Origin of the sequence: Paenibacillus farraposensis (genome assembly GCF_020736845.1) — a bacterium.
Lineage (GTDB): Bacteria > Bacillota > Bacilli > Paenibacillales > Paenibacillaceae > Paenibacillus > Paenibacillus farraposensis.
The window spans coordinates 1-13,678 of record NZ_JAFFQR010000015.1 but is presented as its reverse complement, the minus strand read 5'-3'; the positions used below and the strand labels follow the sequence as shown (position 1 = coordinate 13,678).

General features: G+C 46.6%; 12 protein-coding genes, 15 tRNA genes and 2 pseudogenes. 2 read left to right on the top strand and 27 right to left on the bottom strand.

The window, feature by feature from the left end:
• Positions 1-26 precede the first annotated feature (26 nt).
• The 3 genes from JO375_RS02955 to JO375_RS02945 all read right to left on the bottom strand — a co-directional run bounded on the left by JO375_RS02955 (position 27) and on the right by JO375_RS02945 (position 4,353).
• Positions 27-1,607, bottom strand: a complete 1,581-nt coding sequence (locus tag JO375_RS02955) for a peptide chain release factor 3 (RefSeq protein WP_229523061.1) — start codon at positions 1,605-1,607, stop codon at positions 27-29.
• A 237-nt stretch (positions 1,608-1,844) separates the two neighbouring features.
• The gene (gene zwf / locus JO375_RS02950) at positions 1,845-3,401 is read right to left on the bottom strand and encodes a glucose-6-phosphate dehydrogenase (protein ID WP_229523060.1); all 1,557 of its coding nucleotides are present in this window, start codon (positions 3,399-3,401) and stop codon (positions 1,845-1,847) included.
• Between the two features lie 187 nt (positions 3,402-3,588).
• Positions 3,589-4,353 (bottom strand): YwmB family TATA-box binding protein, encoded by a 765-nt coding sequence (locus JO375_RS02945; protein WP_229523059.1) that lies wholly within the window; start codon positions 4,351-4,353, stop codon positions 3,589-3,591.
• Between the two features lie 244 nt (positions 4,354-4,597).
• Here JO375_RS02945 and JO375_RS02940 point away from each other — a divergent pair, with 244 nt between their 5' ends.
• Positions 4,598-5,056: a hypothetical protein gene (locus JO375_RS02940; protein WP_229523058.1), complete on the top strand. Its 459-nt coding sequence runs from the start codon at positions 4,598-4,600 to the stop codon at positions 5,054-5,056.
• A 73-nt stretch (positions 5,057-5,129) separates the two neighbouring features.
• Here the strand turns inward: JO375_RS02940 and JO375_RS02935 are convergent, their stop codons facing one another.
• The 9 genes and pseudogenes from JO375_RS02935 to JO375_RS02895 all read right to left on the bottom strand — a co-directional run bounded on the left by JO375_RS02935 (position 5,130) and on the right by JO375_RS02895 (position 11,125).
• Positions 5,130-5,780, bottom strand: coding sequence for a response regulator (locus tag JO375_RS02935; protein ID WP_229523057.1), 651 nt, complete (start codon positions 5,778-5,780; stop codon positions 5,130-5,132).
• Positions 5,758-6,837, bottom strand: a complete 1,080-nt coding sequence (locus JO375_RS02930) for a sensor histidine kinase (protein WP_229523056.1) — start codon at positions 6,835-6,837, stop codon at positions 5,758-5,760. The genes JO375_RS02935 and JO375_RS02930 overlap by 23 nt, the downstream gene beginning before the upstream one ends.
• A gap of 15 nt (positions 6,838-6,852) precedes the next feature.
• Positions 6,853-7,500 (bottom strand): cell wall-active antibiotics response protein LiaF, encoded by a 648-nt coding sequence (liaF, locus tag JO375_RS02925; RefSeq protein ID WP_229523055.1) that lies wholly within the window; start codon positions 7,498-7,500, stop codon positions 6,853-6,855.
• A 147-nt stretch (positions 7,501-7,647) separates the two neighbouring features.
• Positions 7,648-8,352, bottom strand: coding sequence for a PspA/IM30 family protein (locus tag JO375_RS02920; protein ID WP_229523054.1), 705 nt, complete (start codon positions 8,350-8,352; stop codon positions 7,648-7,650).
• Entirely contained in the window at positions 8,352-8,837 is a 486-nt protein-coding gene (locus JO375_RS02915) for a PspC domain-containing protein (RefSeq protein ID WP_229523053.1), read from the bottom strand. Before JO375_RS02915 ends, JO375_RS02920 begins: the two co-directional genes overlap by 1 nt.
• Before the next feature lie 7 nt (positions 8,838-8,844).
• Positions 8,845-9,516, bottom strand: coding sequence for a PspA/IM30 family protein (locus tag JO375_RS02910; RefSeq protein ID WP_229523052.1), 672 nt, complete (start codon positions 9,514-9,516; stop codon positions 8,845-8,847).
• Between the two features lie 87 nt (positions 9,517-9,603).
• Positions 9,604-9,915 (bottom strand): LiaF transmembrane domain-containing protein, encoded by a 312-nt coding sequence (locus JO375_RS02905; RefSeq protein ID WP_229523051.1) that lies wholly within the window; start codon positions 9,913-9,915, stop codon positions 9,604-9,606.
• Positions 9,916-10,045: 130 nt separating this feature from the next.
• Positions 10,046-10,573 (bottom strand): annotated as a pseudogene (locus JO375_RS02900) (MFS transporter); the annotation flags it as partial.
• Positions 10,573-11,125 (bottom strand): annotated as a pseudogene (locus JO375_RS02895) (TetR/AcrR family transcriptional regulator). The pseudogenes JO375_RS02900 and JO375_RS02895, both read right to left, overlap by 1 nt.
• Before the next feature lie 827 nt (positions 11,126-11,952).
• Here JO375_RS02895 and JO375_RS02890 point away from each other — a divergent pair.
• Positions 11,953-12,096 (top strand): tyrosine-type recombinase/integrase, encoded by a 144-nt coding sequence (locus JO375_RS02890; RefSeq protein WP_229523049.1) that lies wholly within the window; start codon positions 11,953-11,955, stop codon positions 12,094-12,096.
• A gap of 79 nt (positions 12,097-12,175) precedes the next feature.
• Here JO375_RS02890 and JO375_RS02885 read toward each other — a convergent pair.
• The 15 genes from JO375_RS02885 to JO375_RS02815 all read right to left on the bottom strand — a co-directional run bounded on the left by JO375_RS02885 (position 12,176) and on the right by JO375_RS02815 (position 13,583).
• Positions 12,176-12,254 (bottom strand) — tRNA-Leu (locus JO375_RS02885).
• A 12-nt stretch (positions 12,255-12,266) separates the two neighbouring features.
• A tRNA-Cys gene (locus tag JO375_RS02880) sits at positions 12,267-12,341 on the bottom strand.
• Positions 12,342-12,353: 12 nt separating this feature from the next.
• Positions 12,354-12,425: transfer RNA gene (locus JO375_RS02875), tRNA-Gly, on the bottom strand.
• A 6-nt stretch (positions 12,426-12,431) separates the two neighbouring features.
• A tRNA-Gln gene (locus tag JO375_RS02870) sits at positions 12,432-12,506 on the bottom strand.
• 9 nt (positions 12,507-12,515) lie between these two features.
• Positions 12,516-12,588, bottom strand: a tRNA-His gene (locus JO375_RS02865).
• A gap of 17 nt (positions 12,589-12,605) precedes the next feature.
• Positions 12,606-12,679: transfer RNA gene (locus JO375_RS02860), tRNA-Trp, on the bottom strand.
• 7 nt (positions 12,680-12,686) lie between these two features.
• Positions 12,687-12,772, bottom strand: a tRNA-Tyr gene (locus tag JO375_RS02855).
• 4 nt (positions 12,773-12,776) lie between these two features.
• Positions 12,777-12,852: transfer RNA gene (locus tag JO375_RS02850), tRNA-Thr, on the bottom strand.
• A 19-nt stretch (positions 12,853-12,871) separates the two neighbouring features.
• A tRNA-Phe gene (locus JO375_RS02845) sits at positions 12,872-12,944 on the bottom strand.
• A gap of 37 nt (positions 12,945-12,981) precedes the next feature.
• A tRNA-Asp gene (locus JO375_RS02840) sits at positions 12,982-13,058 on the bottom strand.
• Between the two features lie 24 nt (positions 13,059-13,082).
• Positions 13,083-13,156, bottom strand: a tRNA-Met gene (locus tag JO375_RS02835).
• 26 nt (positions 13,157-13,182) lie between these two features.
• Positions 13,183-13,258, bottom strand: a tRNA-Val gene (locus JO375_RS02830).
• 66 nt (positions 13,259-13,324) lie between these two features.
• Positions 13,325-13,396: transfer RNA gene (locus JO375_RS02825), tRNA-Glu, on the bottom strand.
• Positions 13,397-13,412: 16 nt separating this feature from the next.
• A tRNA-Ser gene (locus JO375_RS02820) sits at positions 13,413-13,504 on the bottom strand.
• A gap of 3 nt (positions 13,505-13,507) precedes the next feature.
• A tRNA-Asn gene (locus tag JO375_RS02815) sits at positions 13,508-13,583 on the bottom strand.
• Positions 13,584-13,678: the final 95 nt, after the last annotated feature.

Below are 13,678 nucleotides of genomic sequence, written 5' to 3'. Positions count from 1 at the left end.
GTGATCCCCATTACATCTTAGAAGCCTTATGGCGCCATTTCCAAAAACTTGGCTGTCGGATTTTTCTCCATAGCCGTGCGCATGGCATATTCATTTTCGAACAAGGCAACATAATTGCCTTTTTTATCTTTTACCAGTGTAGAGTTAATACGGAACTTGCTCGGATCAATCTGATCATCCACAATCCAGCGAGCAAATTGATACGGCATACGCTGAAGCTGCACATCTACCCCGTACTCGCCCTTCATACGGTACTCAAACACTTCAAATTGCAGTTGGCCGACCACACCCAGCAGCGTATCGTCAAAGCTTACTGTATGGAACACCTGGATTGTACCTTCCTCAGTTAGCTGGTCAATCCCCTTTTGATACTGCTTGTGCTTCAAGGCATTTTTCACGGTAACCTTGGCGAAGATTTCAGGCGAGAAGGTCGGCAATTCATCAAATACGACCTCGCTGCCTTGACTGAGTGAATCGCCAATGCGGAAAATACCCGGATCAAACAAACCAATAATATCACCAGGGAACGCTTCCTCGACAATATCCCGATCCTGTGCCAGAAACTGCTGTGGTTGGGACAGCTTAATCTCTTTGCCCATCCGTACATGTTTCACACTCATCCCGCGTTGGAACTTACCGGATACAATACGCAAAAATGCGATACGATCACGGTGAGCCGGATTCATGTTAGCTTGAATTTTAAATACATAACCGGTAAATTTCTCGTTCGTTGGCTCGATTTCCCCTACTGTGCTGCGACGCGGTTCCGGTTTGGGAGCAAGCTGAAGGAAATTTTCCAAAAATGTCTGCACACCAAAGTTGTTAATCGCACTACCGAAGAATACAGGTGTTAATTCTCCGCGCTGTACCTTCTCCATGTCAAAAGGATCGCCCGCTACATCAAGCAGCTCCAAATCCTGACATAGTTGGTCATGCAGATATTCGCCCGCCATCTCGCGAATGATTGAATCGTTGTAATCCTCTACTTTTTGAACCTTAATCGTAGAATGGTCATCTCCCTGGAACAGCTCGACCTGATTCTTGACACGGTCATAGACACCGCACAGATCCCGTCCTGTACCAATCGGCCAGTTCATGGGAACTGAGCGGATACCGAGCACCTGCTCGAGCTCTTCCATCAGATCAAAGGGGCTGCGTCCCTCACGATCCAGCTTATTAATAAATGTGAAAATCGGGATTCCGCGCTTCGCACAAACCTGAAACAGCTTGATCGTTTGCGCTTCCACGCCCTTTGCCACGTCGATCAGCATGACTGCACTGTCTGCAGCAGTCAATGTGCGATACGTATCTTCACTGAAATCCTGGTGACCCGGGGTATCCAGAATATTAATGCGATGCCCTAAATAATCAAATTGCATAACCGAGGATGTAACCGAAATCCCCCGCTGCTTTTCTATTTCCATCCAGTCACTCGTTGCATGCTTGCTCGCTTTACGCGCCTTGACTGTACCCGCAAGACGAATCGCGCCTCCGAACAGCAGCAGCTTTTCTGTCAGTGTCGTTTTCCCCGCATCCGGGTGAGAAATAATCGCAAATGTGCGCCGTTTGTCAACTTCCTGTTGAAGTATATCTACCGTTTTACTCATTTCACATATCCCTTCATGATCAAATCCATTGCATCCCTGCTCAAGCTATTCATAAAAAGGCCATGATGCACGCCTATATTCATTATAAATACGATCCTACTTATAGGTTAGCCTGCCTTGAACTTAAAACTAGTTGCAAACTGAAAACCTGAGACTAAGCTATTATAGCATACTCCGAACGCAAAGCATCCCCTTACATCCTAAACAGGACATAGGGGGATGCTGGACAAATCGGGATTACTGAGCGCCGCCTACCCGCCAGATGACATTATCTTCATCCTGACCATTAACCGGCCACCACTTGAAGCCATCCTGCTCCAACAGCCTGTGAGCACCTTCCGGTCCCCAGGAGCCGGCAGCATAGGTTTCCAGCGTATTCGGGGTTTGCTGCCATGCCTTGGCGATTCGATCCACAAATCCCCATGCTGTGGCAACCTCATCCCAGCGCGTGAAGTACGTCGAGTCACCTTCAATTGCGTCCATCAGCAAGCGTTCGTAAGCCTCTGGTGAGTTGATACCCACCCTGCAGCTTTGACAAAAATCCATAGCCAGCGGCTCAATATCTGATTCGGAGCCAGGCTTCTTGGCATTGATTTTAATGTAAATGCCCTCCATTGGATTGACCCGAATGACGAGCAGGTTCGGCTCCAGTTTATGCTTTTGACCAAGATATACGTTTGTTGGCATGCTCTTGAATTCCACTACAATCTCCGTTGTTTTTACAGGGAGACGTTTGCCTGTACGAATATAGAACGGTACGCCTGCCCAGCGGAAATTATCTACAAATACGCGTGAAGCAAAATAGGTTTCGGTGTTCGACTGTGGATCAACCTTGTCCTCTTGACGATATCCAGGCAACTGCTGACCGCGATAGCTTCCTTCTGTGTATTGGCCACGTACCACATTGGTCTGCACATCCTCAGCTGATTCAAAAGGACGCAGCGAACGCAGCACTTTTACCTTTTCATCACGAATATCCTCAGGCAACAAACGGCTAGGCGGCTCCATCGCAATCATCGTCAGCATTTGCAGCATATGATTCTGTCCCATATCACGCAAGGCTCCGGAATGATCGTAGTAACCTCCGCGTTCTTCTACACCTACCGTTTCGCTGAGTGTAATTTGCACATTGGCAATATGCTTATTATTCCACAGCGGTTCAAAGAAAGCGTTGGCGAAGCGAATAACCTCAATATTTTGTACCATTTCCTTACCCAGATAATGATCAATACGATATATCTCTTCTTCGGCAAATACTTCACGTATTTCAACGTTCAATTCTTGGGCAGATTCGAGGTTGTAACCGAACGGCTTCTCAATAACCAGACGATTCCAGCCTTTACCATCCAGCATGCCGCCTTCTTTCAAGCTTTTCGACACGCTTCCGAACAGTTCAGGCGCCAAGGCCAAATAAAATAACCGATTTCCCGGAATGTTAAATTTGCTCTCAATAGACTCTGTCTGCTGACTCAACTCATGGAAGCCTTCGACATTATTGATATCCAGCGATTTATATTCAAAATGCTCGGCAAACGTCTGCCAATCTTGATCATTTTCTGCCTTATACCGACTAAACTCCTGTATGGAAGCATACAAGTCATTACGGAATTCTTCCTCTGTGCGAGGGCGTCTTGCTACACCAATAACGGCGAAATCTTTAGAGAGCTTCCCTTCACGATACAAGCTGTAAATAGCAGGAAACAGCTTGCGACGAGCCAAATCGCCTGTAGCACCGAAAATAAACAGAACTGCACCTTGCGTCACAACAGATTCTTTAACAGGTATGTCAACCATGAAGTACCTCATTCTTCCCATGTCAAGATTCCGCAATCCACAATCCTCGAAATCCGCATGTAGTATTGTGTATATTTAAACAAGATCATACTTGATTTTCGGAAAACATGGAACTAAAGATTTGATGACATTTTATCATATCCTGCATGGATAAGCTATCCGATGAACCATAAATTCACCTTATAAGTCAGTATTCTATCGTAATAAGCGGAAAACCAAGTGTAATGCGTGTATCCTTCTCTACCTCATTTTCGTGCACAGCCATCTGCACATGTACCTGATGTTCGCCGCTTTGAACACTTAACGGAAGCTCTGGAGCTTCATAGGATACAGCCTCCGTAGTGGCATCTGTATATCTTTCCCTGGACTGCATAGAGAGGTTTTTGGCCAGGCTTTCCTCTGTCAGTACCATTAGTTGACTTACGGTTTTATCGGAACGCAGCGAGCGCTGAACGGCTGTGTTCCATTGTGCTTGTACTCCCGCAGACTTTAAAAGCTCAGCACAAAGCTTATGCAGCCGGATTAGGTGCATACGGCCTGCATTGCTGCTCTCGAGCTGAACGAACACATACCATTGCCGAGGCTGCCGTTCCATTACATGTAAGCGGATTTTTAGGTCCTGGGTGTTATGAACTGAACGATAAACGGCATGGCCATTTTCCACAAGCTTGTTTACGGCAGGCAGCTTTAGCCGATCAGCTATTTGTGCCGCCATAACTGCTGGATTTCCATCGTTAGCTGCCCAATCTCCCTGCCATTTCACTACCAGCTTACTCAACGAACCGGGGACCTGATCCGAAACGGTTAGCAACGAGCGCAGGGCCGTATCCGCCTCACGGACATCATACCGGGCCGTCTGAAGCGATCCATAACGCCAGCCTGCCAGTACCAGCACTGTTCCCAAGATCAGAATAGCAATCATCCCTTTTTGAATCATCCCTGCTTTTAGCATCGTCATTCCTCCCGCTTCATAAACATTCGATCCCCAATATGACTGAATGCTTTCTTTTCTTCGGCTGGCTGGAAATCTATGAATCTATCAATAGCATGCCCATTATCGAAGGTTCTATACACGTAAAGGTGCAGCAAAGCTTTTAAAAATATTCATCTGTCTACTGGGTGTTCAACCATACATTATAGACACCGCGAGAATAAACTAGGATCACAACGCATCTTATCCCAAAAGAGGTGAAAACATGTTTCCCATTTACCCTATAACTGAAACCGGCGTAGCACCTTATGGCGGCCAGATGGTATGTGCAGTTATGCGTGATGGTACAAGGCACGTCGGCATCTTAAGCGGGTGTAGCAAGAGTAAACTAATGCTGAATGGATATCCTTCCTTCTCGCCTGGCAGTCTTTATGCCGGAGGCTATAACAAAAAGGTGAAGAAACAGGCCCAGAAGCCATCCTCTAAAAAGAAAAAAAGAAATTCCAATAACAAAGCTCAGCCCTCTGCGAAGCTAAATTCCTTACTTAAACCACCCGATGAGCCTTTGAGTCCATCCTTTCCATATGACAGAGGAGGACTTAGCAATGGTGGATATGGCAATAGTGGATATGGCAGTGGATATGGCCGATATGGCGGATATGGATACGGGGCAGCGCTGGCGCTTGATTTGGCTTTAGTCGCCTTTTTGTTCCTACTTATCTAAAGATTATGAATATAATGCAAAAACCGGAGGACTCATGGGGTCCTCCGGTTCTTTGTCTTCATCTCTCTACATTTTACTCTGCCAATCCGTTTTTGTAGGCGTATATTGCCGCCTGCGTGCGGTCCTCTACTCCTAGTTTGGCCAGCAGGTTGGTGACATGGAATTTTACTGTCTTGATCCCGATAATCAGCTCATCTGCGATATCCTGATTGGATTTCCCTTGTGCCAGCAGTCGGAGCACCTCCATTTCTCGCTCCGTCAGCTCCGCATGCGCGGGCGCCTCAGCCTGTGGCTGGCGGAAGCGATTCATCATCTTGGAGGCTACCTGCGACTCCAGCACAGACTGCCCGCGTGCAGCTGCACGAATCGCATCCGCTATCTCGGATGCACGGGACGTTTTGAGCAAATAGCTGAATGCCCCCGCTTCAATAACGGGATACATTTTCTCGTCGTCCAAATAACTCGTCAGCACAATGACCCTCGTCTCCGGCAGCAGACGCATCACTTGGCGAGTCGTCTCGATGCCGTCCATGCCATCCATGACCAAATCCATTAAAATCACATTTGGCTTGTATTCCGAAGCTAAACGTATGCCTTCTTCTCCGCTTCCAGCCTCGCCAACCACTTCTATGCCTTCTTCCGTGCCCAGCACCGCCGCAAGACCAATCCGCACCATTTCATGGTCGTCTACCAGCAGTACGCTAATCGGCAATTCCGTTTCCATGATCATCGTTCCTTCCGCTTTCATCATTAATGACTGGCACCGACACCTCAATCCGTGTCCCTTTTCCCGGAGCCGTTATATACTGAACAGCGCCGCCAATCTCGCTGACCCGTTCCTGCATCGTGGATAATCCGTATGAAGTCTGCTTTTTCTCATCCAGCTCAAATCCGACACCGTTATCCCGAATCGTCAAACGGATGGAATCCGGGCGCTGCACGATACGAATCTCCATGCGGCTTGCTTTGGCATGACGCAACGTATTAGACATCGCTTCCTGAACAATGCGAAACAGATGATTCTCAATCCCTTTCACTAACTGTACTCCGCTCTCCATCTCAAAATCAATCTCCATCGGTACCTTCGCCTGCAGTTCCTGTATCAAATCGCGCAAGCCCTGCTCCAGTCGTTTCCCTTCCAGATAGACAGGCCGCAGATGAAGCAGCAGCGCTCGCATCTCGGATTGCGCTACGGAAGACATCTCTTCAATCAGCGCCACTTGACGCTGCGCTTTATCAAAATCCTTATCCAGCGTCCTGCCTACAGCCGTTGCCGTCATGGAAATAGCGAATAATTGCTGGGATACTGCATCATGCAGCTCTCTCGCCAGCCGTTGCCGTTCCTCGACAATCGCAGTGACCCGAGCCCGTTCTGCCAGTTGGGCATTATTCGTGGACAGCCGCTGCAAAGACGTAACCTGCTCCTGCCATTTACGCCCGATACGCTCCAACTGCTCGCCCAGCCTGCCAAGCTCATCATGACCCAGTGGGGGCAATTCACGGGCGGGGGTTCCCTTTTCCCACATCAGCAGCGTTTCTCTCAGCATTTCCAGCCTGCTTTTAAAGCGGTAGCTCTCATAAAATCCGTACATTGCCCCTGTACCGATCAGCACTAGTACAACAGCTCCTACAAACTTCAATATCATTCCCCAGGTTGGAAACGACTTCACATATCCATATGTATACAGCATATAAAAGACAACTGCGCCCACAACAACACACAGGAGGATACCTTCACCCATACTGCGGGTTACCATGTTGGACGTTTTTTTATGATTCATCCCGGCTCCTCCTGATCAATAAAATCGGACGCGAACATCGCCCGCCAAGTATGAAACGACAAACTTCACCTTATATTCACTCTGTGCATAGTTGGGCGACTTCCAAACCAGGCGATTGAGCATACCCGCTTCATGATCACGGTCAAACTGAATCTGCCCGAACAACACGAACATTTCCACCTCTACACCGTAATTATCCGGCAGCGTAATATCGATATCTCCGAAGATTCCCTGCAAAAATACAACAGGTTCACGTTCTTCCGGAATAGCTAACGTCAAATCAGCATCCACATCCCCAACCACATGCCATATGCTTGTGCTGCGCAAAATCCACGGCACTTCGTCCCATTTATAATTGGATATAAAATTATGCTTGAAGATGGAGCTTTGGCCTTTGTGCAGCTTTCTGGAACGTGAATAGAACGCAGCTAACGAGGCTAGCGTGATTACCACAAACAAGAACAGATGATCCAGCACCAGCAGCCCGGCTCCGATGGCGAGCATCGTATAGCCTTTTTTGATCTTGAAATTACGTATCTTATATACTCCGGCCAACATCAGGATCAGTGCAACCACGGAGAGGAAACCAATCCACTGACCGAATAAAATAATAATTCCGACGCCGATCGCTGCCAGTGCCAAAGTTGATTTTCTTCTCTCCATGCTGCACCCCCTTATTGTTTATACAGGAAGGAAAAGCCATAGTGGCGCGATATATCGCCATATGGCTTCCCGAACCATACAGATTTAGCACTCTTATTGACTAGTGTTCATCTATACAGCATATCATAATGTTTGAGTTCCGAGTAGTCAGTCCTTCTTTAGATCTGCTGGTTTAGCACCTGTTTGAATTCTGGACTTAAGCTGTTGGAGCTGCTCATCCACTTTGAACTGTTTTTCATCCTCAACCGGATTGATGTATGCGTCTCCCGGAGCTTGACGGTAAGGGGCACGCAGTACGTCAGCTTCTGCTTCCATTTGCATGATTTTTTCTTCCATGCGGTGGAAGCCCAGCGAAGCAGATCCGCTTTCAATTGTGTGTAAACTGTTGATTTGTGACATTTGTTTTTTAGCTTTTGCCATTTGAGCGCGAGATACGAGTTCATTACGCTTATTGCGCATTTTGTAGAATTCATCCTTCATTCCGTGAAGCTGCTGTACCAGTTCTTTGGCTTGAAGCTCAGCTTGGGTGTGCAGGTCACGATATTCATCCTGCTTTTGCAAAAAGTAAACCTTTTCGCCCAGCAGCTTGCGCGCTACCTCTTCTTGACCATTCCGCAATGCGGATTCGGCTTGCTTTTCGCGCTCGTTGGATACACGTACGGCTTCCTCCAAGCGCTGCTTCATGCGGCGTTCATTGGCCATTTGCTTGGCAACCGTCACCTCGGCCTCGTGAATTTCTGCCTCCATATCGCGCAAATACTGGTTCAGCATAATAATCGGATCTTCCACTTTATCCAGCACTTCATTCACCGATGCTCTTGTCATGTCCTTCATTCTTTTAAAGATTCCCATTATTTACGTTCTCCCTTCTCAAATTGCTCTACTTTTTTACGTAACTCTTCCAGTTCCTTTTTCATTGCTTTTTTCTCTATATCTTCCATCATTGAATCCAGATCGTTGTTGTGGCCAGTGTTATATTTGGATGAATGGCGGGCATCTTGATCAAAAAACGGGTTCGAATTACTGTATTGTCCGCCCTGATAGTAGCCAGTTCCCTGTCCAAACTGCGATCTTGTACTATTACCGCCATAATGGCGCGGATCCTGATTGTAGGGTCCACTACCCGGGCCAAATCCTCCATCAAAAGGAGATCCTGGCTCTTTGGAGATAACCAGCGCTGCAATCACATAAATCATAAATGTGGTGCCTGCTGTAATAAAGAAACTGATCACAACCAGAATGCGTATCCAAGTTGAGTCCATTCCCGTTGCGTCAGAAAGACCGCCGCATACTCCAGTTAATACTCTATCCCGGTTAGATCGGTAAATTCGGGTCATAATCTATTTACTCCTTCCCGCTGCTGTTCAGCTTACTTTTGAGTCTCGCCCACTCCTGTTCGAGCAGCGATCCGCCGCTTGGGGCATCCCCTGCATGACCATCATTACCTCGACGCAACTCACGCAGACTCAGCGTTTCTGCCTCCATATCGGCTACCCGGTCCTCCAAGCGGCTGAACATTCGGGGGATATTCCGTCCACCGTATGTACCTGCCCGTTCGTTCATTTTCTGCTGGAGTCGCAACGTTTGTACACGTGCAGCATAATACTGACGCTTGCTGTGCACCGTTTGGTATTCTGTCTTTAATGTGTCCAACTGCTGCTCCAATTCACGCAGAGATTCACGGCTCTGCTCCCACAGTTCTCGATACTGCTCTTCTTTTTCTGCATACAGCATTTTTTCCTGGAGGGCCAGCTTCGCAACGTGTTCTTCATCTGCCTTCAAAGCCAGCAGCGCCTGTTCCTCCCGCTTGGCCTGCATGGACAATGCATGATCCAATTGCTGTTTCATCTGTCTTGTATGCACTGCATACTGCTGATAAAGCTTTTCCGCTTCGGCGATTTCCTGGCGGGTATTATACAAGAACTGGTCAATCAAGTGCACCGGATCTTGACTTTGTTCCAAATGCTCATTGAAGGTTGCTACCGTAATATCACGCATTCTTCGAAATACACTCATTGGCGTCTGCTCCTTTCACATGTCCTATTTTCATCATTTTAATACTGCCGTTTTCTATAACCTTCTTCATTTCTTAAATGGCCAGATTCAGTAGCGTCTTCTGCGGTCACTCAGCATGGATACACCAAATATGATTAACCCGATTGCCAGCAGTGGCCCAATAAGCCAGGACAGTTTACCTAGTAAAATCAGTACCCCGAGCAGAAGCACGATCCAGCCGAAGAGCGCATTTCCTCTTTTGACACCGTAGTAACCCAACATAATCATGGCTATCGGAATTAAGTAACCAATCAGATGTCCTACAAAGTGACCGAAAAACGGAGTAAACTTGCCAAGCAGCAAAATCGAACCTAACACGATCAGTACAATGGCCAAGCCATTCCCTTTGTTAACTCTCATGATCTCTCACCGCCTTTCACTGTGTCTTGCTTATGTCCTTATTGTACGCTGATCAAGCGTTCGTCAAAACGGACCCCAGACGGTTTTCAAGCCTAGACCTTAGTCGGGGATAGATACAGACCTGCGGCAATCCACCTCTACGCTGTTCTGCTACATGGGTTGTTAAACGCAGCTCTCCCGCTTGCTTAAAGCGGAGTGAAAGGATGAGACACACCAATAATGCTAGTGTTGCAACCATATAAGCAGATTGTATATGAACATCAAACAGCAGTCCCGCAATCAGCGGACCAATTACATTCTCCAAGCTCGTATAGGAGGAGTTCATTCCTGCCACAAACCCTTGTTCATCTCCGGCCTGCCGCGACAGGGAAGTGCTTACTGCCGGACGAAGGATATCCATAGCCAGAAAGATAATGAAAGTCATTAGCATAATCATCATATACTGCTCAGCAAATAGAGTCAGGAAGATGAACAATCCCCCGACAGCCAAGCAGATATGAATGATTTTTTTGCTCTCACCAAAACGATTAATGATCCAGCCAGATATAGTCCCTTGAACAACTGTACCCAGAATGGAGCCTGTCGTTATGATGATGGCAATATCCATCGGTGTAAAACCATACTTATGATCAACAAACAGTCCGTTGAAAACATTTTCTATTTTTCAACCAGTCCAAATAACAAAATATCTGTAATAGAATAAGTGGCTTCCTCTACCGTCATACTGTTATTCAGAAAAAAGCGCTGATCGAGCATTAAATTTATCGAATCAATAATGAGTCTCATGATAAGATCCTCGTTTTTGTTTACAATAATCCCTTCCCGAATCCCCTGCTGAATTAACGTTCTGATCTGGGACCAATCATTCAGATCGGTATGCACTTTTTTCCAATGCTCGGGATAATATTTTTTCATCTGATCCAAAATTCACAAATCATAAAATTTATAATATTTCAGCATGATCCTGATTGACTGCCTGATCTTCTTTAACAAATATAATTGATTGTCTTCGATAATTTGCTCGGTTTTTCGAATCATATCATCATTCGTCCGCTCAATAAGCGTTTCTAAAATGAGCGTTTTGGACAAAAAATGTTCATATAGAGTACGCTTGCTCATAGCGAGTCTTTTTGCAAGATCATCCATGGTAAATTTCAAACCATTTTCACGCGCTTCCTCCAACAAAAGCTTCCAAAATCCTTTCCTTCATCATCATCCCTCATTCCTTCTCACCTATCAAAACTAAAAATATTTTTTCAGTACCACTATCCTACAAACAGAAACAAAGGACCCGAAAACCAGAAAGATTTCCGGGTCCAGCTGTCATCATGATTTGAACTTAGCGACGACACCATTTGGCCAAAGTCGTTTTGGTGATACCGTATTTTGGACTGCAGCTATAATGCTAATTCAGCCATTTGCGATATCATCAGGAAACCAATTTCTCTGACGCACCATATTTTTTAAGCATAAAATGCTCCTCTTACAGCAGCAGGTTTTATTATTTCACCTATCTACCATAAGGGGAGCATATCAAGGAGGATAGCAGGCCACCTTCAAGAGAAAAAAGGCACTACATTGTTGGAATTAAAGCCATAGCATATCCAGGAATTCTACCAGCATGAATTGAATAGACCAGGAATCATACAATGCTTGTCAAATCAATCAACTTTTAGAACTTGTACGGGGAACCAAGATCGAGCTTGCCATAATCCAGGCCGCCTTTTACAGGCTAAGACGAAGTGAGGTTGTAGGCTTAAAATGGTCTGCCGTTGATTGGGTCAATAAAACCATCACGATTAAGTATACCGTTACTACTGGTTCACTGAATGGTAAGCTTATGCCGCCGTACGCTTCCTCTTGTTGACGCCTTCTATAACCTTCTAATGTTCTTGAAGAAGCAGCAAACGACAAACCAACAACTCTACAACAATTCTTATTGCACGGATTATCTGGGTTATATTTTTATAGATGCTTTAGGACATCGAAAACCTAACTATATCTCACAACATTTTGCTCTAGTCTTAAAAAAATGGCATGCCTCATTTCCTCTTCCATGATCTACGCCATAGCTGTGCCAGCTTGTTGTTGGCAAACGGCGTGAGCATGAAGGAAGTTCAGGAATGGTTGAGTCATAGTGATTACTTAACCACAGCAAATATATATTCTCACTTGGAGTAAAGTTCCAAAGTATCTTCAGCAAATACAATAAAAAAGTCCATTAGAGAATATCTCTAATGAACTCTTTACATTGATCTAATACCGGCGAGAGGACTCGAACCTCCACGGTTTCCCACTCGATTTTGAGTCGAGCGCGTCTGCCATTCCGCCACGCCGGCATATTCAAATTATGGAGGCGCCACCCAGATTTGAACTGGGGAATAAAGCTTTTGCAGAGCTTTGCCTTACCACTTGGCTATGGCGCCAGAGTATATCAAAGCGGACGACGGGAATCGAACCCGCGACCCTCGCCTTGGCAAGGCGATGCTCTACCGCTGAGCCACGTCCGCATAAAATGGCTGGGGATATAGGATTTGAACCTATGCATGACGGAGTCAAAGTCCGTTGCCTTACCGCTTGGCTAATCCCCAAAACTAAAGGGCGGCCGATGGGGCTTGAACCCACGAATGCCGGAGTCACAGTCCGGTGCGTTAACCACTTCGCCACGACCGCCGCAAGTAATGAATATTTGGCAGGGGCAGCAGGAATTGAACCCACACCAACGGTTTTGGAGACCGTTGTTCTACCTTTAAACTATGCCCCTATAAAACTGGTGGAGGATGATGGATTCGAACCACCGAACCCGTAAGGGAGCAGATTTACAGTCTGATGCGTTTGGCCACTTCGCTAATCCTCCACAATGGTGCCGGCGAGAGGACTTGAACCCCCAACCTACTGATTACAAGTCAGTTGCTCTACCAATTGAGCTACACCGGCAAAAATATTCATTTAAAAGTGGCTCGGGACGGAATCGAACCGCCGACACGAGGATTTTCAGTCCTCTGCTCTACCGACTGAGCTACCGAGCCTTATAACAAGGCTCTTCTTCAAACAAAGTATTACTAATGGCGGAACTGACGGGATTCGAACCCGCGATCTCCTGCGTGACAGGCAGGCATGTTAGGCCTCTACACCACAGTTCCAAGAACATTTCCATCGGGAAATGATTGCGGGGGCAGGATTTGAACCTGCGGCCTTCGGGTTATGAGCCCGACGAGCTACCGAACTGCTCCACCCCGCGACAGAAAGAAATATTTACTTTTCAAATGGTGGAGGCTGAGGGGATCGAACCCCCGACCCTCTGCTTGTAAGGCAGATGCTCTCCCAGCTGAGCTAAGCCTCCATAATTGAAACACTCTTATATTATACCATAATGAACTTTTTATTTCAAGCTCTTTATGGTTTTTTATGACCCGTAGGGGATTCGAACCCCTGTTACCTCCGTGAAAGGGAGGTGTCTTAACCCCTTGACCAACGGGCCATGCAATAAATAATTCTGGCGGAGAGAGAGGGATTCGAACCCTCGAGACGCTTTTGGCGCCTACACGATTTCCAATCGTGCTCCTTCGGCCAACTCGGACACCTCTCCATATGGCTCCCCGAACAGGACTCGAACCTGTGACAACTCGATTAACAGTCGAGTGCTCTACCAACTGAGCTATCAGGGAATATTTAAATTTCTTTCAGGTTACAGTTACACCCTGAAAACTGGATCCGAAACTCCACTTGCGTTCTATTCTTAGGATAAGCCCTCGACCGATTA

What these genes read in the sequence shown, in the direction of transcription:
- JO375_RS02955 (WP_229523061.1), bottom strand. Translation starts at nt 1,607, where the DNA reads ATGAGTAAAACGGTAGATATACTTCAACAGGAAGTTGACAAACGGCGC.
- zwf (WP_229523060.1), bottom strand. Translation starts at nt 3,401, where the DNA reads ATGGTTGACATACCTGTTAAAGAATCTGTTGTGACGCAAGGTGCAGTT.
- JO375_RS02945 (WP_229523059.1), bottom strand. Translation starts at nt 4,353, where the DNA reads ATGCTAAAAGCAGGGATGATTCAAAAAGGGATGATTGCTATTCTGATC.
- JO375_RS02940 (WP_229523058.1), top strand. Translation starts at nt 4,598, where the DNA reads ATGTTTCCCATTTACCCTATAACTGAAACCGGCGTAGCACCTTATGGC.
- JO375_RS02935 (WP_229523057.1), bottom strand. Translation starts at nt 5,780, where the DNA reads ATGGAAACGGAATTGCCGATTAGCGTACTGCTGGTAGACGACCATGAA.
- JO375_RS02930 (WP_229523056.1), bottom strand. Translation starts at nt 6,837, where the DNA reads ATGAATCATAAAAAAACGTCCAACATGGTAACCCGCAGTATGGGTGAA.
- liaF (WP_229523055.1), bottom strand. Translation starts at nt 7,500, where the DNA reads ATGGAGAGAAGAAAATCAACTTTGGCACTGGCAGCGATCGGCGTCGGA.
- JO375_RS02920 (WP_229523054.1), bottom strand. Translation starts at nt 8,352, where the DNA reads ATGGGAATCTTTAAAAGAATGAAGGACATGACAAGAGCATCGGTGAAT.
- JO375_RS02915 (WP_229523053.1), bottom strand. Translation starts at nt 8,837, where the DNA reads ATGACCCGAATTTACCGATCTAACCGGGATAGAGTATTAACTGGAGTA.
- JO375_RS02910 (WP_229523052.1), bottom strand. Translation starts at nt 9,516, where the DNA reads ATGAGTGTATTTCGAAGAATGCGTGATATTACGGTAGCAACCTTCAAT.
- JO375_RS02905 (WP_229523051.1), bottom strand. Translation starts at nt 9,915, where the DNA reads ATGAGAGTTAACAAAGGGAATGGCTTGGCCATTGTACTGATCGTGTTA.
- JO375_RS02890 (WP_229523049.1), top strand. Translation starts at nt 11,953, where the DNA reads ATGCCTCATTTCCTCTTCCATGATCTACGCCATAGCTGTGCCAGCTTG.